This window comes from Fictibacillus phosphorivorans (assembly GCF_001629705.1).
Lineage (GTDB): Bacteria > Bacillota > Bacilli > Bacillales > Fictibacillaceae > Fictibacillus > Fictibacillus phosphorivorans_A.
This window is the reverse complement of the sequence record NZ_CP015378.1, coordinates 600,088-621,396: the sequence shown is the minus strand read 5'-3', so window position 1 is coordinate 621,396 and position 21,309 is coordinate 600,088. Positions and strand designations below refer to the sequence as shown.

24 protein-coding genes are annotated in these 21,309 nt (G+C 38.0%); 8 read left to right on the top strand and 16 right to left on the bottom strand.

Annotated features, from left to right (window positions below; all coding sequences use genetic code 11):
* Window positions 1-4: 4 nt before the first annotated feature.
* The 5 genes from ABE65_RS03285 to ABE65_RS03265 all read left to right on the top strand — a co-directional run bounded on the left by ABE65_RS03285 (window position 5) and on the right by ABE65_RS03265 (window position 4,892).
* Complete coding sequence (locus ABE65_RS03285) at window positions 5-583, top strand: 5' nucleotidase, NT5C type (RefSeq protein ID WP_066391288.1); 579 nt, start codon at window positions 5-7, stop codon at window positions 581-583.
* Between the two features lie 107 nt (window positions 584-690).
* Complete coding sequence (locus ABE65_RS03280) at window positions 691-975, top strand: hypothetical protein (RefSeq protein ID WP_066391287.1); 285 nt, start codon at window positions 691-693, stop codon at window positions 973-975.
* A 252-nt stretch (window positions 976-1,227) separates the two neighbouring features.
* The gene (locus tag ABE65_RS03275) at window positions 1,228-2,292 is read left to right on the top strand and encodes a GerAB/ArcD/ProY family transporter (protein ID WP_066391286.1); all 1,065 of its coding nucleotides are present in this window, start codon (window positions 1,228-1,230) and stop codon (window positions 2,290-2,292) included.
* Between the two features lie 10 nt (window positions 2,293-2,302).
* Window positions 2,303-3,778, top strand: coding sequence for a spore germination protein (locus tag ABE65_RS03270; protein ID WP_066391285.1), 1,476 nt, complete (start codon window positions 2,303-2,305; stop codon window positions 3,776-3,778).
* Window positions 3,768-4,892, top strand: a complete 1,125-nt coding sequence (locus tag ABE65_RS03265) for a Ger(x)C family spore germination protein (protein ID WP_066391284.1) — start codon at window positions 3,768-3,770, stop codon at window positions 4,890-4,892. Before ABE65_RS03270 ends, ABE65_RS03265 begins: the two co-directional genes overlap by 11 nt.
* Window positions 4,893-4,912: 20 nt before the next feature.
* Here ABE65_RS03265 and ABE65_RS03260 read toward each other — a convergent pair whose 3' ends face one another.
* Window positions 4,913-5,737, bottom strand: coding sequence for an STAS domain-containing protein (locus ABE65_RS03260; protein WP_066391282.1), 825 nt, complete (start codon window positions 5,735-5,737; stop codon window positions 4,913-4,915).
* A gap of 524 nt (window positions 5,738-6,261) precedes the next feature.
* On the opposite strand from ABE65_RS03260, the gene ABE65_RS03255 reads away from it, so the two are divergent.
* From ABE65_RS03255 to ABE65_RS03245, 3 genes are all read left to right on the top strand, one after another.
* Window positions 6,262-6,570 (top strand): PadR family transcriptional regulator, encoded by a 309-nt coding sequence (locus ABE65_RS03255; protein ID WP_066391280.1) that lies wholly within the window; start codon window positions 6,262-6,264, stop codon window positions 6,568-6,570.
* Window positions 6,571-6,583: 13 nt separating this feature from the next.
* A complete protein-coding gene (locus tag ABE65_RS03250) occupies window positions 6,584-7,771 on the top strand; it encodes a chromate transporter (RefSeq protein ID WP_066391279.1) in 1,188 nt (395 codons plus the stop codon).
* Between the two features lie 189 nt (window positions 7,772-7,960).
* Window positions 7,961-8,521 (top strand): YdhK family protein, encoded by a 561-nt coding sequence (locus ABE65_RS03245; RefSeq protein WP_197480334.1) that lies wholly within the window; start codon window positions 7,961-7,963, stop codon window positions 8,519-8,521.
* A gap of 174 nt (window positions 8,522-8,695) precedes the next feature.
* On the opposite strand, the gene ABE65_RS03240 is transcribed toward ABE65_RS03245, so the two are convergent.
* From ABE65_RS03240 to arsC, 15 genes are all read right to left on the bottom strand, one after another.
* Window positions 8,696-9,766: a sensor histidine kinase gene (locus ABE65_RS03240; RefSeq protein WP_066391278.1), complete on the bottom strand. Its 1,071-nt coding sequence runs from the start codon at window positions 9,764-9,766 to the stop codon at window positions 8,696-8,698.
* Complete coding sequence (locus tag ABE65_RS03235) at window positions 9,759-10,454, bottom strand: response regulator transcription factor (RefSeq protein ID WP_066391277.1); 696 nt, start codon at window positions 10,452-10,454, stop codon at window positions 9,759-9,761. Before ABE65_RS03235 ends, ABE65_RS03240 begins: the two co-directional genes overlap by 8 nt.
* 101 nt (window positions 10,455-10,555) lie before the next feature.
* Window positions 10,556-11,371, bottom strand: a complete 816-nt coding sequence (locus tag ABE65_RS03230) for an SDR family NAD(P)-dependent oxidoreductase (protein WP_066391275.1) — start codon at window positions 11,369-11,371, stop codon at window positions 10,556-10,558.
* 37 nt (window positions 11,372-11,408) lie between these two features.
* Entirely contained in the window at window positions 11,409-12,104 is a 696-nt protein-coding gene (locus tag ABE65_RS03225; RefSeq protein ID WP_066391273.1) for an SGNH/GDSL hydrolase family protein, read from the bottom strand.
* 12 nt (window positions 12,105-12,116) lie between these two features.
* Window positions 12,117-12,704 carry a TetR/AcrR family transcriptional regulator gene (locus ABE65_RS03220; protein ID WP_066391271.1) on the bottom strand — a complete coding sequence of 196 codons (588 nt, stop codon included), beginning with the start codon at window positions 12,702-12,704 and terminating at the stop codon, window positions 12,117-12,119.
* 331 nt (window positions 12,705-13,035) lie between these two features.
* Entirely contained in the window at window positions 13,036-13,647 is a 612-nt protein-coding gene (locus ABE65_RS03215) for a DedA family protein (protein WP_066391269.1), read from the bottom strand.
* An 80-nt stretch (window positions 13,648-13,727) separates the two neighbouring features.
* Window positions 13,728-15,038 (bottom strand): hemolysin family protein, encoded by a 1,311-nt coding sequence (locus ABE65_RS03210; protein WP_066391267.1) that lies wholly within the window; start codon window positions 15,036-15,038, stop codon window positions 13,728-13,730.
* 100 nt (window positions 15,039-15,138) lie between these two features.
* Window positions 15,139-15,540, bottom strand: a complete 402-nt coding sequence (locus ABE65_RS22285) for a MerR family transcriptional regulator (RefSeq protein ID WP_269148790.1) — start codon at window positions 15,538-15,540, stop codon at window positions 15,139-15,141.
* Window positions 15,541-16,004: 464 nt separating this feature from the next.
* Window positions 16,005-16,151: a hypothetical protein gene (locus tag ABE65_RS21740; protein WP_156499106.1), complete on the bottom strand. Its 147-nt coding sequence runs from the start codon at window positions 16,149-16,151 to the stop codon at window positions 16,005-16,007.
* A 35-nt stretch (window positions 16,152-16,186) separates the two neighbouring features.
* Window positions 16,187-17,053 carry a permease gene (locus tag ABE65_RS03200; RefSeq protein WP_066391263.1) on the bottom strand — a complete coding sequence of 289 codons (867 nt, stop codon included), beginning with the start codon at window positions 17,051-17,053 and terminating at the stop codon, window positions 16,187-16,189.
* An 18-nt stretch (window positions 17,054-17,071) separates the two neighbouring features.
* Window positions 17,072-17,236 (bottom strand): hypothetical protein, encoded by a 165-nt coding sequence (locus ABE65_RS21735; RefSeq protein WP_156499105.1) that lies wholly within the window; start codon window positions 17,234-17,236, stop codon window positions 17,072-17,074.
* Between the two features lie 104 nt (window positions 17,237-17,340).
* A complete protein-coding gene (locus ABE65_RS03195) occupies window positions 17,341-17,676 on the bottom strand; it encodes an ArsR/SmtB family transcription factor (protein ID WP_066391262.1) in 336 nt (111 codons plus the stop codon).
* 334 nt (window positions 17,677-18,010) lie between these two features.
* Window positions 18,011-19,420: a SpoVR family protein gene (locus ABE65_RS03190; protein WP_066391261.1), complete on the bottom strand. Its 1,410-nt coding sequence runs from the start codon at window positions 19,418-19,420 to the stop codon at window positions 18,011-18,013.
* Window positions 19,421-19,569: 149 nt separating this feature from the next.
* Window positions 19,570-20,790: a TolB family protein gene (locus ABE65_RS03185; RefSeq protein WP_066391260.1), complete on the bottom strand. Its 1,221-nt coding sequence runs from the start codon at window positions 20,788-20,790 to the stop codon at window positions 19,570-19,572.
* A gap of 86 nt (window positions 20,791-20,876) precedes the next feature.
* On the bottom strand, window positions 20,877-21,278 hold the full coding sequence (gene arsC, locus ABE65_RS03180; protein WP_066391259.1) for an arsenate reductase (thioredoxin): 402 nt from the start codon (window positions 21,276-21,278) through the stop codon (window positions 20,877-20,879).
* Window positions 21,279-21,309 lie beyond the last annotated feature (31 nt).

Here is a 21,309-nt window from a genome sequence, read left to right as displayed (position 1 = left end):
ATACATGAGATTTGGTTTTGACATTGATGATACACTGATTAATCTTCGCCAACATGCCTTTCATATCTACAATAGAAAATTAAAACAAGATGTTCCAATCGATGTTTTTGACACGATTGAAACTCTGGAGATTCACGAACCGTTCGGTCTCTCCAAAAAGGAAGGCAATCAGATGTGGATTGATTCTATGGAAGAGATTTATTTCACAGATTGTCCTGCTTATCCTGATGCCATTGAAGTGTTACAAGAACTCGATAGAGAGGGTCATGAGATTTTCTACATCACAGCAAGACCTGCAGAACATTGTGAAGAAACAAAGAAGTGGGTCGAGAAGGCTGGATTCCCTGTTCAAGAAGGTCGTTTCTTCTGTGGAATGAAAGATGAGCAGAAAATTCATACGATCAAAGATCTGAACCTGGACTTTTACTTTGATGATAAGCCTAATGTCTTAAATACGCTAACGGAAGAGCCTGTTCAGCTATATGTTAGACATCAGAATTACAACAAACATTTGGACATGCCTCGTTTGACGAATTGGTCTGAATTAAAAAATATCATCGAAAAACATAGCAACAAAAAATAGTACGCAGTCTTTTGTTTGATGCTTCTTAAGGCAGCACGTTAAAAAACGTGCTGTTTTTTTATACGCTCGTTTTGGTGTATGGTAATAAGACTGGAGGTTAAAATGATATGCTGCTATTCTTATTGCTTTGTTTACTTACTGCAGGTTTTTTTATAGAAATCTTTCAAAAGCATATTTTAAGGGTGAAAGACCCTGATATTCAAGTATTATGGGCAGAATTAGAAAGCGAAGAATGGTTCCAAGAATTAAACGATATCCCTGAGACCAAGAAGTGGATTGAACTAGATAAACAGAACGGCCTATTGAAAGATCCCTATTATGTACGAAAAATAATTGATCAAAACGGACATCGTGAAGGTTATATACGCTACATCTTAGATAAAACGAAGTAATGGCTCAAACAAAAGGTTAATCTTTTGTTTGAGTTTTTCCGTTTGCCTAAAGTAAGCTGTGTGTTATGGATTGAGGTAATCAACAGGGCGTAACTGGTCCATTAACAACTCGCGGAATTAAGTTAAAAATTTGCGAAATTCCATCCAAAACTCACGAAAAAATGTGATTAGCTTAAGAATTGTATTTACCGATAGAATAATGCCTTCAAATTAAAACAATACTAATTCATATTCAATTAACCGGAGGAACGTATGAGAATTCAACCTGGTGTAGCTCCCATTCATATTTATGTTCTTTTAATTCTTTCATCCGGCCTCGTAAATCATGTTCTGATTATACCCGTCATCTTATCAGCTTCAGGAAGAGATGCTTGGGTAAGTATTCTTCTTTCAATTATTCCTTACATCCTATTTATTTTACTTATTGGTTCTGCTTTAAAAAAATTAGGAAATCAAGATATTATACATTTTATAAAAGAACGACTTGGTACAGTCCCTGTTTATCTACTCAGCAGTGTATTTATCCTTTACTTTTTCTTAAATGCAACGATTACTTTCCGGGATACCATTACATGGACAAAAACAAATTATTTAATGGATAGCCCTCCGCTTGCTCTTTGTATTTTGTTAGGATTGCTCTGTTTTTTTGGCACTTATAAAGGACTTCAGGAGTTAAGCATGGTAGCTTTGATCGCCTTACCTTTAGTTGTAACATTCGGTTTCTTTATTGCGATTGGAAACATTCCTAATAAAGACTATTCCATGTTATTGCCGATTGCAGAAAATGGCTGGTCTCCTATGCTTAAAGGTGGAGTTTATGTTTTATCTGGGTTGACAGAGTTAAGCACGCTTTTATTCCTTGTCCATCACACAAATAAAACTCTGAAATGGAAGCACCTCTTTTTTGTGAGTTTTGTTTTAGTGGGACTTATGTTAGGACCAACAATGGCAGCCATTGCAGAGTTTGGCCCTTATGAAGCCAATAATTTGAGATACCCTGCTTTTGAACAATGGAAGCTTCTAACGATTAGCAAAGTGATTACAAGGATGGACTTCCTTTCCATCTTCCAATGGATTTCTGGTGCTTTTATTAGAGTGAGTTTATTGATGTTCTTGGTTACAAAATTGATTAATGTAAAAAACCACAGGATATGGCTAGTTGCTTCCCTATATCTTGTTGCGATTGCTTATACACTTGCTCCTATATCAAACATTTCTGTTTTTAACTTTTTGTATCATTACTTCTTTCCGATACAGATGTATGTGATGCTGCCCATTATTTCGATTGTCTGTCTTTATGTTCTAGTTAAGAAATGAGGAATCTGTGATGAAGAATATAAACCGTAAAGAAAATACTAAAATTCATGAACTTCTTAGCTGGTTTAGGCATTCTACAGACGTAGTGGTAAAAAACGATTTATTTGCAGAAAAAACGAATTCTTCATATACCTTAATGTTCTGTAAAGGGCTAGTTGATACCCAATTACTAGAAGAAAGCTTGTTTCCGTACTTAAATGACATCGTTGAGCAGGATGATGTTGCTATGTTTAGCTCTTTAAAAAATCGGTTTGTAGTTCATGAAATCAATATTGATTCTATAAACAAAAGAAAGATTGAGCATAGCTTATTTTCAGGACACGTACTGTTAACCGGTACAGAGTACAATTCTCTATATGCCATTAATCTTGCAAATATGCCAAAGCGAACACCGGAAGAATCGAATACGGAGATCTCTATACGTGGTGCACGAGACGGTTTTATTGAAGATTTGGAAATCAATTTCGCGTTAATTCGAAAACGTCTAAAAACATCTTCACTCAACAGCAAATCTTTTACGATTGGTAGAAGAAGCCAAACGGCTGTTTCCTTACTTTTTATCGAAGACATCATCGATCCCGATCTCGTGGTACGGGCCGAACAGCGTCTTTCTAAGATTGATATTGATGCCCTTGTATCAAGCAGTGAACTAGAAGAAGAATTATCAGATTCCGTCTTTTCCATTTTTCCCCTGATTGATAATACAGGGCGTCCTGATTTTGCGGTACAATCATTACTTCAAGGAAGATTTGTCATTATTGTAGACGGTTCACCTACAGTTCTCATTGGTCCCGCTTCTCTTGCGATTACGTTAAAATCTCCAGAAGACGCTCATGCCAGTTTTTACATGGTATCATTTGAACGAGTCCTTCGATTTACAGGACTTTTCACAACCATAACATTACCAGGCCTCTGGATTGCATTGACAACATTTCATCCAGATCAGCTTCCTTATCCCCTTCTTGCAACGTTAACACTCTCTCGAACAGGATTACCGTTATCGTTGCCACTTGAAATGATGATTATGGTCGTTTTGTTTGAATTGTTTAAAGAAGCAGGGGCTAGACTTCCTAGGGCTGTTGGTCAGACAGTAGCGGTATTAGGAGGATTAATCGTTGGGGATGCGGCAATCCGAGCAGGGTTAACCTCTCCTACAACACTTGTTGTTGTAGCTATAACGATGATTGCCAGTTATACGTTTGTTAACCAATCATTGAGTGGAAATCTGCTTTTCTTACGAATATATACCCTTCTCATGTGTGCTACGTTTGGACTGTTTGGATTTTTCATCGCTATGCTTAGTATATTCTTGCTAGTCAGTTCCCTTCGTTCCTTTGATTATCCATATATTGAATCCTTAGCTACACCAAATGCGGCTGATACGTTTAAAACATTTTTCAAAGCTCCTTTCACTCTCATGAAGAAAAGATCTTCGTACCTGTATCCAAAAGACGCTACTCGCCAAGGTGATCGCAATGAGAATTAAGCCAAAGATCATGTTCCCGTTGTTTTTCTTGCTTCTTACGTTAACAGGTTGCTGGGGCTCCAGGGGCATTAATGAGCAGCTCTATATTGAAGCCTTAGGTGTGGATTATAAAGATGGTAAGTATATCGTTTATACCGAATCCGCTGTCTTCTCATCAATCGCTAAACAAGAAGGCGGTGGCGCTCAGGCAGCTGACTCTCCTGTTTTAGTCGGCAGAGAAGAAGGAGATACCCTTACAATGGCTTTCAGGAAGTTAGAGAAATCTTCCCAGTTCCCACTATATTACGGACACGTGCAAGTGATTCTGTTTAGCGACAGGGTCATTAAGGAAAAGCTGAGTGAAGTCATTTCTCACATCGGTCACGACCCTTTAATTCGATTTACAGCTTGGATTTTTGGTACGTCTGAAGATATTAGCGACGTATTGAAAGCGAAATCTTTATTTAAACAAGCACCCACATATAAAGTTTTGTTTCATCCAGATACGATGTTGATAAGAAACCACTCTGTTAACGCATTATCCATGCAGGTGCTGTTACGAAATGGCAACGAACCATTTGGCTCAACCATAATCCCAAATGTAAAGCTAGTCAAAGGAAAGTGGCGTGAGGATAATGATATGCCTGTACTACCTACTATAAATGGTGGGTATGTGCTTAAGGATATGAAGTTTAAAGGCAAGTTAGATTATGAACAGCTTCGTGGACAAGAATGGTTAACTAAAGAAGAAAAAAAGAACAAGCTTGAAGTACCATTAGGGGATACTGTTGTGCAACTGGAAGTAAATGGATATAAAATACATCTAAAAGAGCCTGTTCGAAGAGAGCTCAAGTACACAATAGAAGTTAAAGCAAAAGCAACAATTGATGAAAATTTAGATATTGTTCCTCGTAAAGAACTTGAAAAGAAAATCATCCAAAAAATGAAGAAGGATATTGAGCAGACTTATTTAAATGGACTTTCCATAGACAGTGACATTTATAATTTAACCCGTTCTACTTATCGAAAGTCACCGTCTTTAGTTAAAAAGTATGCTTTGCAGAACGACTCTTTGGATTCAGTCAAAGTGCAAGTTCAAATCGTTCATGCAGGAAGTCAGAAGTATAAAGACTAACGAAAAAACTAGCACGCATGCTAGTTTTTTTGTTTGTTACTTTCTATCGCTTGTTTTACATTAGCAAATGTTTTTAATGATGAAAAATCAATACCTTCAGAAACCGCACTAATCGCTAGCTCAGGACGCAAACCAGTCACCATTACGTTAATACCAAGTAATGCCAAAACACGGTATACATTAAAAATATGAGACGCCACTTCAGTATCAATGTCGATGATTCCTGAAAAATCCATGATCAACCGTTCAACTTGAAGTTCAGGGATTTTAGGCAGTACATGATTCATAAGATGCTCTGTTCGATCAGCGTCGATGGTGCCAATCAATGGCAAAACAGCCAGTCCATTCTCTATAGGCACGACAGGTGTAGAAAGCTCACGAAGCTCTCTCTTTGTTTTCTCTAAAATCTCCTCTGACTTTCGTTCAAAGGCAAGAACCGTTTCATTAATGCTTACGTCCAGCATATGATGAACACGCTTAATGATTAATACGACATCTTCCGTAGAAAGTCCGAAATCAATGCTTATATTTAAAATAAAATCCGCAAACACCATTCGAGTGTCAGGATAACGGATTAATATATCAGAGATTCGATGATGCTTTGCTGCTGTTTTCTCTCCATTTTCTCGACTCCACTCCAACAGTTCTTCAGGGACAGAACCTTCTTCACAATCGATAGATTCACTTAAAAAAGATAGGAATTCGGAATAAACTTTTCTGGCCTGACTAATGTCAGTATCGCTTACTTGGAAACCAAACTGCCCAATAATATCATCAACGATTTTATTAGCTAGAAGCTCTGCATTTTCTTTTAGATAATGGGCAACCGTTAATGTTGACTTCATCTTCTTCACTCCATATCAAGAAAAATAGTTTTATTATCATACCTTCTATGATTTTATCACTAAAAAACCAGTAAATGGCTAAACTGTGAAAATAATAACAGAGACAAGTGTTGAAAGATTTTGAAGAATTTTTTCGCATTGATGGTTGTTCTTAGGGGTAGTTGTTTTCTGTTTCAGGATGTTCGCTTTTCGCGTTGCGTGCGGTGTGCACCATGAATGATAGACATTCAAGAGATTTTACTTACTCCTAAATATACAAGGCAATACTTCATATGTGAGCTTTCTCATCGATCATTGGCGAGATACTTATCAGTTGGTATCCATGACTTCCTCTCCAATCGGCTTGTTATTAAGAGAAACAATCAAATTAAATCTTCTTCTACATCGAAAAAAAATAAGGTAAATATAAAGAGTATGTAAACCTTATAGTGATTAGGTTGAAAAGAAAAGGAACTCATGTTATTTTTATTTCGAAAACCGATATAGATAATCGATATTGAGATGCGAATATAGGCGGTGATTATATGGAAGAGAAAACTTTACGAAAACTTTTTCTTGGTTTCATACAAATACACATTCTGCATCATGCGCTTGAACACCCAATTTATGGCGTATGGATGCTAGAAGAACTCAGAGAACACGGCTATAACATTAGCACAGGTACACTATATCCGATTCTTCACTCCATGGAAGCAGACGGACTTTTGACAAAGGAAAACAAGAACGTTGAAGGAAAAATTAGAAAGTACTACACCGCAACTGAAAAAGGACAGATCGTCTTATCTGAAGCAAGAGCAAAAGCTTATGAACTTTTTAAAGAAATAAAAGAGTAAGAGGTGATCATAAATGACACAAAATAAAAACAGACTACAAACACTCTTAGAAATACTTATCGTATCAACAAGACTTGGTTTCACTTCTTTTGGTGGTCCAATCGCACACCTAGGCTATTTTCATGAAGAATACGTTAGAAAACGCAAATGGATGGATGAAAAAGGCTACGCAGACCTTGTCGCTCTCTGTCAGTTTCTCCCTGGCCCTGCGAGCAGCCAAGTGGGAATCGGAATCGGTGTTATGCGAGGAGGCGTATTAGGAGGAATCGTATCATTTATCGGCTTTACTCTCCCTTCCGTTACTGCGCTTATCGTTTTCGCACTTATCCTGCAAGGACTAAATGTTTCTGATCTAAGCTGGATTCACGGATTAAAGCTCGTAGCCGTTGCAGTTGTGGCACACGCCATTTTAGGAATGGCCGAAAAGCTAACACCTGACTTAAAAAGAAAAACCATCGCATTGTTAGCACTAATTGGAACGCTATTGTGGCAGACTGCGTTCTCTCAAGTAGGTGTAATCCTATTAGCTGGTTTGTTAGGGTTCTTATTATACAGAGACCAAACAAATAACGATGCCACAAAATATGAGTTTCCTATTTCGAAAAAATTCGCTGTTATCTGTTTAAGTTTATTCTTTGCGTTACTTTTTCTGTTGCCGTTCTTAAGAGATGTGACTTCTAACAGCTGGATCGCTATTTTTGACAGCTTCTACCGTTCTGGATCACTTGTGTTTGGAGGAGGACATGTGGTACTTCCACTACTTGAGCGAGAATTCGTACCTTCTGGATGGATCAGTGAAGAAGCATTCTTAGCTGGTTATGGAGCAGCACAAGCCGTACCTGGACCTCTATTCACATTTGCAGCGTATATTGGAGCAGTGATGAATGGATGGCAAGGTGGATTACTTGCCACCGTCGCAATCTTCTTACCTGCATTTCTGTTAATCTTGGGTTCTCTTCCCTTTTGGAACATGCTTAGACAGAATGCGAAGATCAAAGGTGCTTTAATGGGCGTTAATGCTGCAGTTGTTGGAATTTTAATATCAGCTTTCTATCAGCCTATTTGGACAACTACGATTCTTAAACCGATCGATTTTGCATTTGCAGCAGTACTGTTCAGCATGTTGGTATATTGGAAACTGCCTCCATGGGTAATCGTTGTAACGGGTGCAATTGGTGGTTTGTTGATGTCACTCTTATGATAATTAAACGTTTGTTTAAATTTCTGAAAAAGAAACTGCTTGAATTCTTATTGAATTCAGCAGTTTTTTTCTCTTTTAATGAACAAGCTCTTCACAACTTCTACATAATTGTCCTTTATGCTAATCATATGTTCATAAACTTCTACTGAAGAAGAATACTAACACTAGCCCATAAAGGAGGATTAATCAATGATTAAAAATAAACTGTTTATCACGTTGGTGCTTTCATTCTCACTCGTTCTTTCAGCATGTGGAAAAGATGAGCCAACAAAAAAGAATGAGGACAGTCAAGGTCATGCAGATCACGGGGAAATGAATCATTCAAGTTCTGGTGAAGTTCCTAAAGGACTAAAGGAGGAAGCAAATCCAACATATAATGTTGGAAGTAAGGCATTTATTCAAGCAGATCATATGAAAGGTATGAACGGTGCAGAAGCTACAATCGTTGGGGCATATGATACGACCGTATATACTGTGTCTTACACACCTACAACTGGCGGAAAAAAAGTAAAGGATCATAAGTGGGTCATACATGAAGAGATTAAAGATGCGGGTGATAAACCTCTAACTTCAGGAACAGAAGTTATTCTAGAGGCAGATCACATGAAAGGTATGAAGGGTGCAAAAGCTACCATTGATTCTGCAGAACAAACGACCGTCTATATGGTCGACTACACGCCTACCACAGGTGGGGAACGAGTTAAGAACCATAAATGGGTAACAGAAAGCGAGCTATCTAAGCACAAATAATTTTTATGGGCCCGAAATATGGATTTATGGGCCTTAGAAATATTTTATAGACCCTTAGTCTGCAGTTATAGGCCCGAAATCTCCATTTATAGTCCTTCGTATAAGTTTATAGGCTTTTCGACAACTGCCATGAATAATCGAAAAAAGCCGGCGTCCCAAATCACGGCGGCTTCCTTATCTGAAAAATTTTATTTTCACCTCAGTACCTTGCTTGTACTCCTCATTTATCCAAATCTGTCCATCGTGAGCTTCAACGATTCTTTTTACAATCGTCAAACCGATTCCGCTACCACCATATTCTCGGTTCCTTGATTTTTCTCCACGATAGAAGCGTTCAAACACGTGTTTGCTCTCTTCTTCTGGAATTCCGATTCCCGTATCTCGTATTGATATCAATACCGATTCGTTATCAACATGAGTGGCAACCGTCACTTCTCCCCCTTTAGGTGTGTACCTTAAAGCATTGCTGAACAGGTTCATTAATACTTGAGACATTCGTTTGGCATCTAGGTTTATTTCAATATCTTTCTCTAATTCACTTTGAAGTGATATTCCTTTTTGTACAAATGCTCCTGATAAGGCATCCACACTTTTTTTGATGATGTGGTTTAGGTGTTGGGGTTCTTTCTCTAAAGAGAACTCAGGTGCTTCCATGGCTGTTAAATACTCAAGATCTTGGACGATAGAAATCAGTCGATCAATTTCACCTTTTAAGGACTGTATACGAGCTGTAGTAGGCTCAAAAATACCATCTTCAAAAGCCTCGAGATGACTTTTAATCGTTGCTAAAGGTGTTCTGAGCTCATGGGCAATATCTGAAGTCATATTTTTACGAGATGTTTCTTGTAATTGTAGTTTAGCAGCAAGCAGATTTAGGGATCTGCCAAGATCATTGAGCTCATCATCTCCAAGTGTCTTCACTCTTACTTCAAGTTCTCCTTTTGCCATCTTTTCTGCCGCTCTTCTCATATCTACCATAGGTCTTGATAAGTTTTTCGCAACAAAATAACTAATGATACAGACTAAGAGTATTGCACCGATCGACGTCCAAAGTACGGAACTTAAAAGTGCCTTCTCAAAGTGATGTGTTAAAGGCTTAATACTTTGAAATTCCGGTACATCTTTTTGGAACATCGTAAAATGAAAATGAACTTCATACATGATGATAAGACCAGCAATAATGAGAATGGATGACGCAGCCAAAATAAAAATGAGTGTCAGTCTTGCATGCAGACCTTTAAACATGATTGCCTCCTGAAAATTTATATCCAACACCAAACACCGTAATGATATAGCGTGGGCTCTTAGGATTTGTTTCCATTTTAGATCTTAAATTCTTTACGTGTTGATCGATGGTTCTGGTATCCCCTTCGTAATCGAACCCTAAAATTTTCTCTACTAATTCCTCTCTTGAAAAAACACGATTTGGATGTCTGCCAAATGTCAGCAGTAGCTTAAATTCATTCGGGGTAAGGCTGACAAGATCCCCATGTATGTACACTTCTTGTTCGCGAGCATCGATTTTAAGTTCTCCTTCGTTATATGTAATCTGCTCAGCCAATAATCCCTCATCTCCTGTTCGACGCAATATTGTTTTTACCCGTAGAACAAGTTCGCGTGGACTAAAAGGTTTCACCATATAATCGTCAGCGCCGATGGCTAATCCGTTGATACGATCTTCCTCACTCACCTTTGCAGTCAGCATTAAAACGGGTAATGTATGAGTCTGTCTAATTCTCTGACAGAGTGCTTCCCCACTCATATCTGGCAACATAAGGTCAAGAATCACAAAATCTACAGAGTGATTTTTTATAAGAAGAATCGCATCGTTAGCAGTAAGAGCTTCTAAAGTATGAAACCCTTCCTTCTTTAAGTATGAAGAGACAACTTCCAACAGCTTTGGTTCATCCTCCACGATCAAAATGGTTTTCACGATTACTCCTCCAAAAGTTAGATTACTTGTATTATAACGAAGAATTCACGGCTTAAAAAAAAATGAACTGCTCTAGAACGCTAGCAGTTCACATTATTTTTTTAAGTTAGCCTCGCTTTTCGGCTTACTCTGCAAACCAGCCTCATCAATCCTCTATGTGCTACAGGAAATAGCGTGAATAAAACGTCCATCGTTCTTCGCATCGGCATAGGGCATATGATAGGCTTATTTTTATGTATGCCCTCGATTGTTAGTTTTGCTAGTTTTTCTGGAGACATCATCTTTTGTTTTTGAAATTGTTTCATGATCACATCTTTATCTATTTGAATAGCTTTTGCTTTCTCGAAGATTGGTGTTTCCACGAACGTAGGACAAAGTGTACTCACTTTAATGCCGAATTCTTCTGCCTCATAATGAAGAGAAGTAGTTAATCCAACTACTGCGTGTTTCGTGGTTCCATAGGCTGCAGAAACGGGAGATGGACCTAGTCCCGCAGCAGAAGCTGTGTTTACGATATGGCCAAACCCTTGTTGTTTCATTATTCGATATCCTGCGTGAGTTCCGTGTATAACTCCCCAAAGATTAACATTCATAATTGAATGCCAGTCGTCTAGAGCCGTATCATACAATTCACCATACATCGCTATGCCAGCATTATTAAACAAATAATCTAGCCTTCCAAACTCCGTATATATATCTTTTATAGCTTTCTCTACACTTTTAGCATCCGTTACGTCTAAAAATTGAAATCTTGCATTTTTGGCTCCACTGTTTAATTTCTCTTCAACCTGTATACCTAATTCTTGATTGATATCCGTGATGATGACAAACACGTTTTGTGAGACGAGCTCCTCACAAAGTGCGTAACCGATCCCCGAAGCTCCGCCTGTTACAATCGCAACTCTTCGCTCATCCATCGAACCAACCACCTTTGTTACTTATTTTTAACTATGATTACTTCAATGCATCCTTTTCAATAAATTGATGTTGATCAATTATTGCTGCATATTCATCTGCAACAATTTGAGCGCCTCTACTGTTCAAATGAATGCCATCAAGTGTCAGATGCAACCCACGTTTCTTTGACAACTGATCGATTCTTGATGTTTTTTTATAAAAAAGAACATCTTTCATAACGGTTAATACTTTTGTACTGATATAGTCGGAACTCTTAATTGAAGATAGATGTGATTCAAAAACAGTCTGTAGATTAAGTGTGGAAACATTTTTATGTTTGTGAGCGATGGATGTGATGAGGGTATTTAATTGTTTAATCTCTTGATTCGAGATATTTTTCAAATCCTCACCAACTATTGCTGGAGTAACTGCAATTAAAACTTTTGAGGAAGATAAGACACACTCTAAAACTTTTTGATAATAGGCTTTAAACTCTTCATGATTTTCTGCAACAGGCTGTGCTTGAACACTTAGTAATTTTGAATAGACATCATTAACACCGATCCAAAGGAAAGCAAGATCAAAGGTTTCTAGTTTCTTTTTTGTTAGGCGGCTATGCAAGCTTTTAACAGACTCCCCTGGTTTGCCTAGATTCACAAACGTAATATGGGGATATTGTTTCTGTAAGAGTTTTAAAAAAGAAACACCAGGTCTTCCTTCTGTCAGACTGTCACCGATTAAGCCAATCTTCATATCGTTTCCTCCTTATTTTTGGATGGATCCTAAAAAAATACTTACAGCATTCTTAAAGAGCGGTTCTAAGGTGTGAAGTTCCTGAGTATTCGTAAGCTGACAAAGTCCACCAAGCCATGTGCCGATTAACACCGTCCATTCTTCAACATTGCCTTTCTTAAATTCTCCTTCTTCTATCCCTTGAACGAGAATTGCACGATAGGCACCCATTGGAATGACCGCTAATTCGTATAGCTGCTTAACAGATTCTGGACTAGATTCAGGATTAGAAGCAAGCTCTTGTCCTCCTTTTAAAAGAGGAGTTTGGTAATTATAAAGAACATGCAAAGCCATTCCATACAGCTTATCGGATGCACAATTAAAGTCAGGTTCTTTATCCATCCACTTCAAATACCATTCCTTCATTGTTTGTTGAGCTAATAGTACAAACAACTTTTCTTTATTCTCAAAATGATAATAAATGTGTCCTTTGCTATAACCAGAAGCTTTTGAGATATCAGAAACCGATGTTTGTGTGTAACCTTTTTGTGAAAAGAGTAAAAAGGCTTTCTCCATGATTTCTTGTTTTGCTTTTTCACTGTTGTATCTTCTTTTGTTCAACGGTTTAATTCCTTTCTCTAAATTGAACGACCGTTCTATTTTTATTATACATTTTTTAACAGGTAATAGAATGCGTTTTCTTAGATATTCACAAAATTGTAAATAATAACAAAAAAACACTCGCTAGGAGTGTTTTAAACAACTGTTTAATGTTCAAGCTTTCAAAGCTGTAAAGGTCACTTTCGTTTCTTTTAGTCGCATACTTTTTTTCCTTGAAGAATGTGAGGTCTATGAAACAGCCAACTCCACATCATATTTTACCTCAAAAAAAGAACCCCCTATCGCTAGAAGATTCATAAGAATGAACAATTATTTTTCTTAAAGAGTAACGTTAGCTATTCTGTCTGCGTTTTCGAACATAAAGAATGACAACAGAAACAAAGAGTAACGCCAAAACAGCGTAGATGATTTTAGAGTAAACATCCATATACCCTACGATAACTTCCCATGAAGCTCCAAAATACGCACCCAAATTAACGAGAGCAATGTTCCAGATCAGCGTTCCGAATGTTGTAAGAACAAGGAATAAACCAAAATTCATATTGGACATGCCCGCCGGAATAGAGATTAAGCTTCGAATCAACGGAATGAAACGGCAAAAGAATACCGTCCATGGACCATATTTATCAAACCATGCATCTGCTTTGTGAATATCCTTCTTCGTTAATCGAAGGATGTGTCCCCATCTGTCAACAATCTTCTCCATACGTTCCACATCAAGCTGCAGTCCTACACCATATAGAATCACCGCTCCCAAAACAGAACCGACTGTCGCGGCTAAAATAACACCTACTATATTTAAATCTGAAGAGTGCGTCATGAACCCTCCAAACGTTAAGATGATTTCAGATGGAATCGGAGGAAAGACGTTTTCTAATGCAATTAACAATAGAATTCCCCAATATCCAAATTCGTTCATAATATTGATCAACCAATTTTCCATAAATAACTCCTTTGCCACTAACTAGTGCAACAATTGATTTGTATGAAAAAGACGTGCAGAGCTTGCACGTCTTTTTTTGATTAGTTTATAGATTCTTCTTCCTTCACTTTTAATACCTCAAGTGATTTTACATGATATCCATCGATTTCTAATATTTTGAAACGATAGTTTTCCACAGACACTTCATCGCCCATGTTGATCTCCATCTTCTCAGATAGTATCCATCCACCAATTGTATCAACATCTTCATCGTTAATATTTAGTCCAAAAAGGTCGTTCACCTCAGAAATCAATACTTTACCGTCTAGGATTGTTCTGTTTTCATCAACTTTCTTAACGTCTGGAACTTCGTCTTCGTCAAATTCATCTCGAATTTCACCTACGATTTCTTCAAGAATATCCTCAACGGTCACGAGTCCTGAAGTACCGCCATATTCATCGATCAAGATTGCCATGTGAACACGTTCTTTCTGCATTTTTAACAATAGATCGTGTATAGGAGTAGTTTCAAAGACCTGAATAACAGGTCTTACATACTCTTCAAGTGAAGCATCCGGGTTCTTTCCGGTAACAAAGTCTGTTAATACTTGCTTCATATTTACCATACCGACAACACTGTCTTTATCTCCATCTACAATTGGATATCGAGTATAGTTCTCTTCTGTTACAACAGCAATGCTTTCTTTAACTGTTTCTGATTTATCGAGTGTTACCATATCAACGCGAGGTACCATGATCTCTTTGGCGGTACGGTCGTCGAATTGAAAGATATTATTTACATATTTAAACTCAGACTGGTTGATCTCACCGCTTTTATAGCTCTCAGAAAGAATGAGTCTTAACTCTTCCTCCGAGTGAGCAAGTTCATGTTCAGATGCAGGCTTCAAACCAAACCATCCGGTAAAAATGCGCGCAGATCCGTTCAATGTTTTAATAAACGGATACATGATCTTATAGAAAAACATGATTGGTTTTGCGATTCTTAACGTAACGGCTTCCGCCTTTTGAATTGCAAGTGTTTTTGGTGCAAGTTCACCAATAACTACGTGTAAGAACGTAATTAAAGCAAAGGCGATAATAAATGATAAGATACTTGAAACTGACTCAGAAAGTTCAAACTCTACAAACAGAGGGTGCAACAAGTGCTCTACCGTCGGCTCACCTAGCCACCCTAATCCTAATGCGGTAATGGTGATACCTAGTTGACAGGCTGACAGGTATTCATCAAGATTTCCGACAACCTTTCTAGCAGCTACGGCTTTCGTATTTCCTTCTGAAACGAGTTGATCAAGTCTTGTCGTACGAATCTTTACTATCGCGAATTCGGTAGCTACGAAAAAAGCAGTCAACGCGATTAATATAGCTACCATAATTAAGTTAATAATCTCCAAATGTTCTCCTTATGGTTACATCAACCACAAGGAATACACCTCCCAGGTTATAAAGAATAGTTTTTATCTTTTAGGTCAAAAGATGTCTCTCAACTATTATTTACCCGAAAAGTAAAAGTAATGAATGCGCTAAAGTCATACCTTGAGGTGAGACTTTATTTAAGAGGAGCTCTTTTTGCTTATCGTTTAAGCTCTCCATGATCGGCTTGATCTCTTTAATCTCAGCCTCTAGGTGTTTCATGAGCTCCGCGATCTGGTCCACGTATTTCTCGACGTGTTCATTTTCAGTACTTTTCAATTTGACTAGCTCAATCACAGACTTGATTTCATGTAAGGGCATGTTCAGTTTCTTATAATGTTCGATCAACCCTAAGACATGAATCGTCTCTTCGTCATATAATCGATAATTCGAATCCGTTCGAAGAGGCTGGAGTAAACCAATCTGGGAATAATAGTCGATTGTTCTTTTAGATACATTTGTTACCTCTGCTAGTTCACCAATACGATACGCCTTCCCAATATCCTCACCTCTTCCTGTTGATAATTACATACAATGTACAATAGAGAAAACCATACAGTCAACTGGACAGTTCTACCTGTCACGAAACGTTCAAAAAGAAAGATGTTTTTGTTACATTGTTGCTTTTAGGAAAGTAGTTGTTTTCCGCTCCTGGCAGCTCGCTTTCCATGGGGAGAACGGTGAGCCTACTGTGTAGTTGAAGTGACTAGCCCCTCGAAGTCAAAAGTTAAACGGTCAAGAAGGCAAAGTGCGCCTTCATAGTCCATTCATTTTTTGCTGGTCAGCTCAGAACGAGCCACTTCCATTTTTCGGACTGCCTGCTTCGCTCCTTTAGGTGTCTCTCTCCACCTTACGCTTATTAAGAAGTATGTCATTTATGTTCTTACTCATAAAAAAAAACATCCCTACAGCAGGAATGTTTTTTATGAATATGTGAGGAATATGATTTACACGCAACAATTTTGTTGCTCTTTACTTGTCTCTGTTTCACAACATGATGATTCATCTTGATCGCTTACTTCAACAATTTGAACGCTGCAGCAGTTAGCTTCTTTTTCATTTTTGTTTCCGAAGAAGATTTTGATAATGCTCATTATTTCCACCTCCTTTCAAGAATCTGGTCAGAGAATTAAATTAGGTAGAAAATAAAACCAGAAATTGTTGACATGGTAATTACAGATAGGACAAACATAATGACGAGTTCTTTCTTAAAAATGGACTTTAAGAGAACTACCTCAGGAAGGCTCGCACCAGCTGATGAGATCATGAGTGCCATCACAGGGCCAAGCGCCATTCCTTTTGCAATTAAAACTTGAGAGATCGGAATCATGCTGGATAGCCTAATGTATAATGGGATCCCTACAATCGCCGCTATCGGAACGATCCACCAATTATCGCTGCCAAATGTACTCGCAATCCAATTTGTTGGTACCAATCCATGGATAATAGCTCCAATCGCAGCTCCTAGTAAAAGAAAAGGATAAACACTTTTCATCAAATAGATTGTTTCTCGAAGAGCCAATTTCACATTAAACTTTCTTGTATTTTCTTGATAACCTGACATCACAACGTTTTTTACTGATTTCTCAAATCCTAAGGCTTCAAGTGCAAAACCGATGATCACAGAAAATACCGCTGTTATGATGGTGTAGAGAATCGTTACTTTCCACCCTAAAACCACTCCCATTATCGTGATAATCGTTGGATCGAGTACGGGTGAAGAGAAAAGAAATATCATCACAATGGAAAATGGCATTTTCTTTTTTAACATGTTCACAACTACAGGTATGGTAGAGCAAGAACAAAAAGGTGTTACAAACGCAAAGAGTAATGCGAATAGTGCTCCTATTCCTTTGTTCTTACCCCCTAAATATTTCTCAACTTTTTCATAAGGTATATATGCTTGAAGAAAATTGATAACAAATGAGATTACTACGAACAGAATCGTAAGTTCCAGAGCTATACTTAAAAAACTTTGAAAGGTATCCATCCACATACTGTTTTCTCCTTTTTATCAAGCGCACCAAGCTTGATTTAATTGTGTTGTTTTCCTCTTTATATAGTGTGATCTACTAAAAATGTTTGATTTTATTTGTTTTGGTCTGCCCTTTTCTTTTGCATACTGCTCCACTTCTCTTTTCTTCATTTCAAACACCTTTTCCATTAAATAAATATTCATAAAGTTCTTCCTCCTGATATATCAAAAATAGTTGATTTATACATCAAAAGAAATTGATGTTTTATGTAAAAATGAAGCACTGCAAGTATAGTGCAGTACGTCATTTAACAAGATGATGGTAAGAACACACAGCATAATTGATCTGATAAGATTCCTTTTAGTTCACTGACATTCAAAGAATAATAGTTCCAGGTTCCTTGTTTTTCCTTTTTAATTAAGTCCGCTTCTAAGAGAATTTTCAGATGATACGATAGCTTAGATTGTGGCATGTCAATAATCGGCGTGAGATCACAAACACATACACTTTCTTTAACAGCCAGGATATTGATAATTTGCAGTCGCTGCTGATCAGCGAGCGCCTTAAACTTTTGTTCATATTTCTCTAAATCTTGGTTTGATGCTGTAGTTGCGTTATTTAATAAAGGTATTTCTTTTTTCATTTATATCACTCCTAACATCAAAATTATTTGATGTAACTTCATTATATCCTTTATTTACTAATTTACAACTATTAAATCAAAAAAAATTGTTTTTTATACTCCAACTTTTTTGCTTCTTCGTTCCAGCAAGATGACATCACGCCACACTCCGTTCATCTTACCAACTTTTTCTCTTAAACCCACTACTTTAAATCCCCACTTTTTATGAAGAACTATACTCGATTGATTTTCAGGAAAATACCAACTTTCTTTCAAACCATTTGTATTAAAAGTAGCAAAAAAAGCACACTATTAAAGCGTGCTTTCATTCATTAACATTAAACACTTGTTTAATTTATAGATACTTCCTATGCACCGTCTTCCCATCATACGTAAATAACACAGGTTTCTGTTCAATTCTCGTTTCCATATGCACCGGACGGCCCCATAGGTAGTGAAGATGAGGAAGCACTTTTTCAAGGTATTTCACATCGAGTTCCATATCTTCAAAGCTATGATTGAGATAGAGCTCTCCGTTCTTCATATAATCGGCATCATTCACTGTGATATAAGGAAATCCACCATTTACTCTCATACTCACGAGCTGATCACGAACTTCTTCCCACTGCTTATCGACTACTTTATATTCCTTGCCCTGCTTTTGAAAGAGATACATGTCTTCTCGCTGAGCTAAATCCTTCGTTAGATAGTTTCGGATGAAAGACATATCAGATTCCAGTTCACGGACTTCGAACATTTTCTCGCGTCCTGAACCAGGTTTTACTCCTTGTCTGAGTAATTCTTCACTTGGGTTGTTGTAGCGTTCCTCGATGTCTTTGAAGATCTGCAAACCCAGATAATATGGGTTGATTGATGTCTTTGATGGTTGCACAACACCTGCGTTCAGTTTCGCGAATTCTATTGTCTCGTGTGAGGTCAAATCCATCTCTTGCAGGATTTTGGCGTGCCAATAGCTAGCCCAGCCTTCGTTCATGATTTTCGTTTCAAGCTGTGGCCAGAAATAGAGCATCTCTTCTCTCATCATAGAAAGGATATCACGCTGCCATTCTTCAAGCTCACGGCTATATTGCTCGATAAATAACAAGATATCCTTTTCAGGCTGCGGTGGAAATGATTTTTTCTTTTTTAACGCTGGCTTTGGACCTTTTTTGTCATCGAGTTTCCATAGGTCATCGTAAGGTGTTTCTTTCTTAGGCGTTAGATCTTCTTCGTCTTCAAAAACATAATTTAGTTTGTTTCGCACAAGTGACGGATCGATGTGTTCTTGAATCGCGAGAACAGCGTCTAAGAACTGTTCGACCTCTTTCTTGCCGTATAGATGTTCATATTGCGCTACTCGTTCAGCTGTAGCCGTCATACATTCAACCATGTCTCGTCTCGTATTAGAAAAACGAACATTGTTTTTGAAGAAGTCACAGTGTGCAAGAACATGGGCAATGATTAATTTATTCTGTATCAACGAATTCGTATCAAGTAAGAATGCGTAACAGGGATCTGAGTTAATAACGAGCTCGTAGATTTTACTCAATCCTAGATCATACTGAAGCTTCATTTTGTGGAACTGTTTTCCGAAACTCCAATGTGAAAAACGGGTTGGCATTCCGTACGCACCAAATGTATAGATAATATCGGCAGGACATATCTCATACCGCATCGGGTAAAAATCAAGGCCAAAGTGGTCAGCAATCTCAGTAATTTCAGCTATTGCTTTTTCTAGCTCCTTATTTTGCAAGTCCCAGTTCATATTTTCCCCCTCCTGCTATTTCCTTACTTTTAACTGTATGAAACAAAACAGGCATTCATGAGAAAACAAGTGAAATATTGGACGGGTTTCATAAACTTCTTTTATACCAAGTAAAAAGGCGAATCCATTTTCACGGATCCACCTTGTTTTTACCTTGCTTCATATATATCTAACATGCACGACCATCCAGAACAATCCTGTGGAGTTCGAAGATTATTAATCCATAACCTTTCAGGTGCATCTGAACCTTCTTTTACCATGACTTTTGCACTCTGGGTATTTGTACGAATCCATGTCAGTTGTTCACCTGGTAATGTTTTTGGATAAACATCCGCTTCCCCAGAAGCTGGATTCGTTATTCTTTTTGCACTTCCGTCTTTAACTTTCACACTAACTAAGAAAGGCTTCGACCTTTTTTCCTGAGGTACTCCGTAACCCCATTCAATCTGGCGGCTGACGATGATTTTTTCATCATTCAGCCAAGTAAAATCCCCGTCCGCATAACCCGTATATCCTAGATTTATCTCGTTCCCACTCTTAGGATTCCATACCGTTAATCGTTTATTTTCAGATGTCAGCCTTCCGATTCCTTTTATGTAGCCAAGTTGTTTCGTGTTCGGCGACCAGTGGAACCAGTTCGGCTGATCCAACATGTTTCCAATCATACGAGTTTTAGAGCCGTCTAAAGAAACTACCATTAACGTGTTGCTGTCTGCCGACAAGGAGGCTGTCGGGCATGCGATGAACGCAAACCATTGATCATCCATCCCCCACTTGAATTCTGTTGTACCTATAGCAAAGAACGTATCACTCATCTTAGGCAGCGTCGTAATGTTCTGTACTTTTTTCAAATCTCCGTTTGCATTTACAGGAACGTAAAAAAGTCGAACTGGACTCCAGCCATCAGGCTCTAAATTTGCAGAAGATGAGACAACAAACCCTCTGCCGTCAGGTGTCCAACTGTAGTTTCCTGTGCCTAGGATGACATTTTGAAAGGATGAAGCAGGTCTCGTTAAGTCGATTACATTGAGCACACTCCCGCTTTTCCACGCTAGCTTCGATTCTGTCGGAGACCATCTTGCCAAACTCACATCGCCCTCGAATACTTTTCTTTTTAAACGTGTTACACGGTTATATACCCATAGCTCTTTACCTTTACGTGCTATGTAACTAATATAAGTACCGTTGCTTGAAAACTTAGGATGATTAAGATCAGAACCTTCAACAAGCTTTCTTTCAAGTTCACCTTCTTTAAGCCAAAGTCCATCACTTCTTATAAAAGCCGCTCTTCTATCAGAAGCTTCTGCAAAGTTTGATTGGCTAATCATCATACTAATAAAGATCAATCCGAAAAGTAGAAAACGTTTCATGTGATCACCTCATTAGTAACATGAGCGAAATGAAGAAAATCATACTAAAAAAGCTCAGGAACTAAGTTCCTGAGCTTGGAATAACCTTATTCTCCTGTTTCAGCAAAGTGTTTGATACGTGCTGCAATCTCGTCACGAACGCGTTGGAATTCACTCCACTCTTTTCCTGCTGGATCATCGAATCCCCAATGTTCACGTGTTTTGTGAGGTGGTGTTGCTGGACATACATCGTTTGCATGACCACATAGCGTTACGACTAAGTCTGCTTTTTCTAGAATGTCTTTGTCGATCACATCTGATGTCTGGTTCGTAATGTCAATATCCACTTCTTTCATCGCTTTGATCGCGTTTGGATTCACACCATGTGCTTCGATGCCAGCTGAGTATACGTCATATTTATCACCAAGGTAGTGGTGTCCAAACCCTTCTGCCATCTGAGAACGACAAGAATTACCTGTGCAAAGGAAATAGATGATTGGTTTAGCCATTTTGTAAAACCTCCTGTAGTAAAGAACTTCT

What these genes read in the sequence shown, in the direction of transcription:
- ABE65_RS03285 (WP_066391288.1), top strand. Translation starts at nt 5, where the DNA reads ATGAGATTTGGTTTTGACATTGATGATACACTGATTAATCTTCGCCAA.
- ABE65_RS21740 (WP_156499106.1), bottom strand. Translation starts at nt 16,151, where the DNA reads ATGAGCATTATCAAAATCTTCTTCGGAAACAAAAATGAAAAAGAAGCT.
- ABE65_RS03230 (WP_066391275.1), bottom strand. Translation starts at nt 11,371, where the DNA reads ATGGATGAGCGAAGAGTTGCGATTGTAACAGGCGGAGCTTCGGGGATC.
- ABE65_RS03245 (WP_197480334.1), top strand. Translation starts at nt 7,961, where the DNA reads ATGATTAAAAATAAACTGTTTATCACGTTGGTGCTTTCATTCTCACTC.
- ABE65_RS03185 (WP_066391260.1), bottom strand. Translation starts at nt 20,790, where the DNA reads ATGAAACGTTTTCTACTTTTCGGATTGATCTTTATTAGTATGATGATT.
- ABE65_RS03250 (WP_066391279.1), top strand. Translation starts at nt 6,584, where the DNA reads ATGACACAAAATAAAAACAGACTACAAACACTCTTAGAAATACTTATC.
- ABE65_RS03195 (WP_066391262.1), bottom strand. Translation starts at nt 17,676, where the DNA reads ATGAAAAAAGAAATACCTTTATTAAATAACGCAACTACAGCATCAAAC.
- ABE65_RS03225 (WP_066391273.1), bottom strand. Translation starts at nt 12,104, where the DNA reads ATGAAGATTGGCTTAATCGGTGACAGTCTGACAGAAGGAAGACCTGGT.
- ABE65_RS03260 (WP_066391282.1), bottom strand. Translation starts at nt 5,737, where the DNA reads ATGAAGTCAACATTAACGGTTGCCCATTATCTAAAAGAAAATGCAGAG.
- ABE65_RS03240 (WP_066391278.1), bottom strand. Translation starts at nt 9,766, where the DNA reads ATGTTTAAAGGTCTGCATGCAAGACTGACACTCATTTTTATTTTGGCT.
- ABE65_RS03255 (WP_066391280.1), top strand. Translation starts at nt 6,262, where the DNA reads ATGGAAGAGAAAACTTTACGAAAACTTTTTCTTGGTTTCATACAAATA.
- ABE65_RS03270 (WP_066391285.1), top strand. Translation starts at nt 2,303, where the DNA reads ATGAAGAATATAAACCGTAAAGAAAATACTAAAATTCATGAACTTCTT.
- ABE65_RS03265 (WP_066391284.1), top strand. Translation starts at nt 3,768, where the DNA reads ATGAGAATTAAGCCAAAGATCATGTTCCCGTTGTTTTTCTTGCTTCTT.
- ABE65_RS21735 (WP_156499105.1), bottom strand. Translation starts at nt 17,236, where the DNA reads ATGAATATTTATTTAATGGAAAAGGTGTTTGAAATGAAGAAAAGAGAA.
- arsC (WP_066391259.1), bottom strand. Translation starts at nt 21,278, where the DNA reads ATGGCTAAACCAATCATCTATTTCCTTTGCACAGGTAATTCTTGTCGT.
- ABE65_RS03275 (WP_066391286.1), top strand. Translation starts at nt 1,228, where the DNA reads ATGAGAATTCAACCTGGTGTAGCTCCCATTCATATTTATGTTCTTTTA.
- ABE65_RS03280 (WP_066391287.1), top strand. Translation starts at nt 691, where the DNA reads ATGCTGCTATTCTTATTGCTTTGTTTACTTACTGCAGGTTTTTTTATA.
- ABE65_RS03200 (WP_066391263.1), bottom strand. Translation starts at nt 17,053, where the DNA reads ATGTGGATGGATACCTTTCAAAGTTTTTTAAGTATAGCTCTGGAACTT.
- ABE65_RS03190 (WP_066391261.1), bottom strand. Translation starts at nt 19,420, where the DNA reads ATGAACTGGGACTTGCAAAATAAGGAGCTAGAAAAAGCAATAGCTGAA.
- ABE65_RS03215 (WP_066391269.1), bottom strand. Translation starts at nt 13,647, where the DNA reads ATGGAAAATTGGTTGATCAATATTATGAACGAATTTGGATATTGGGGA.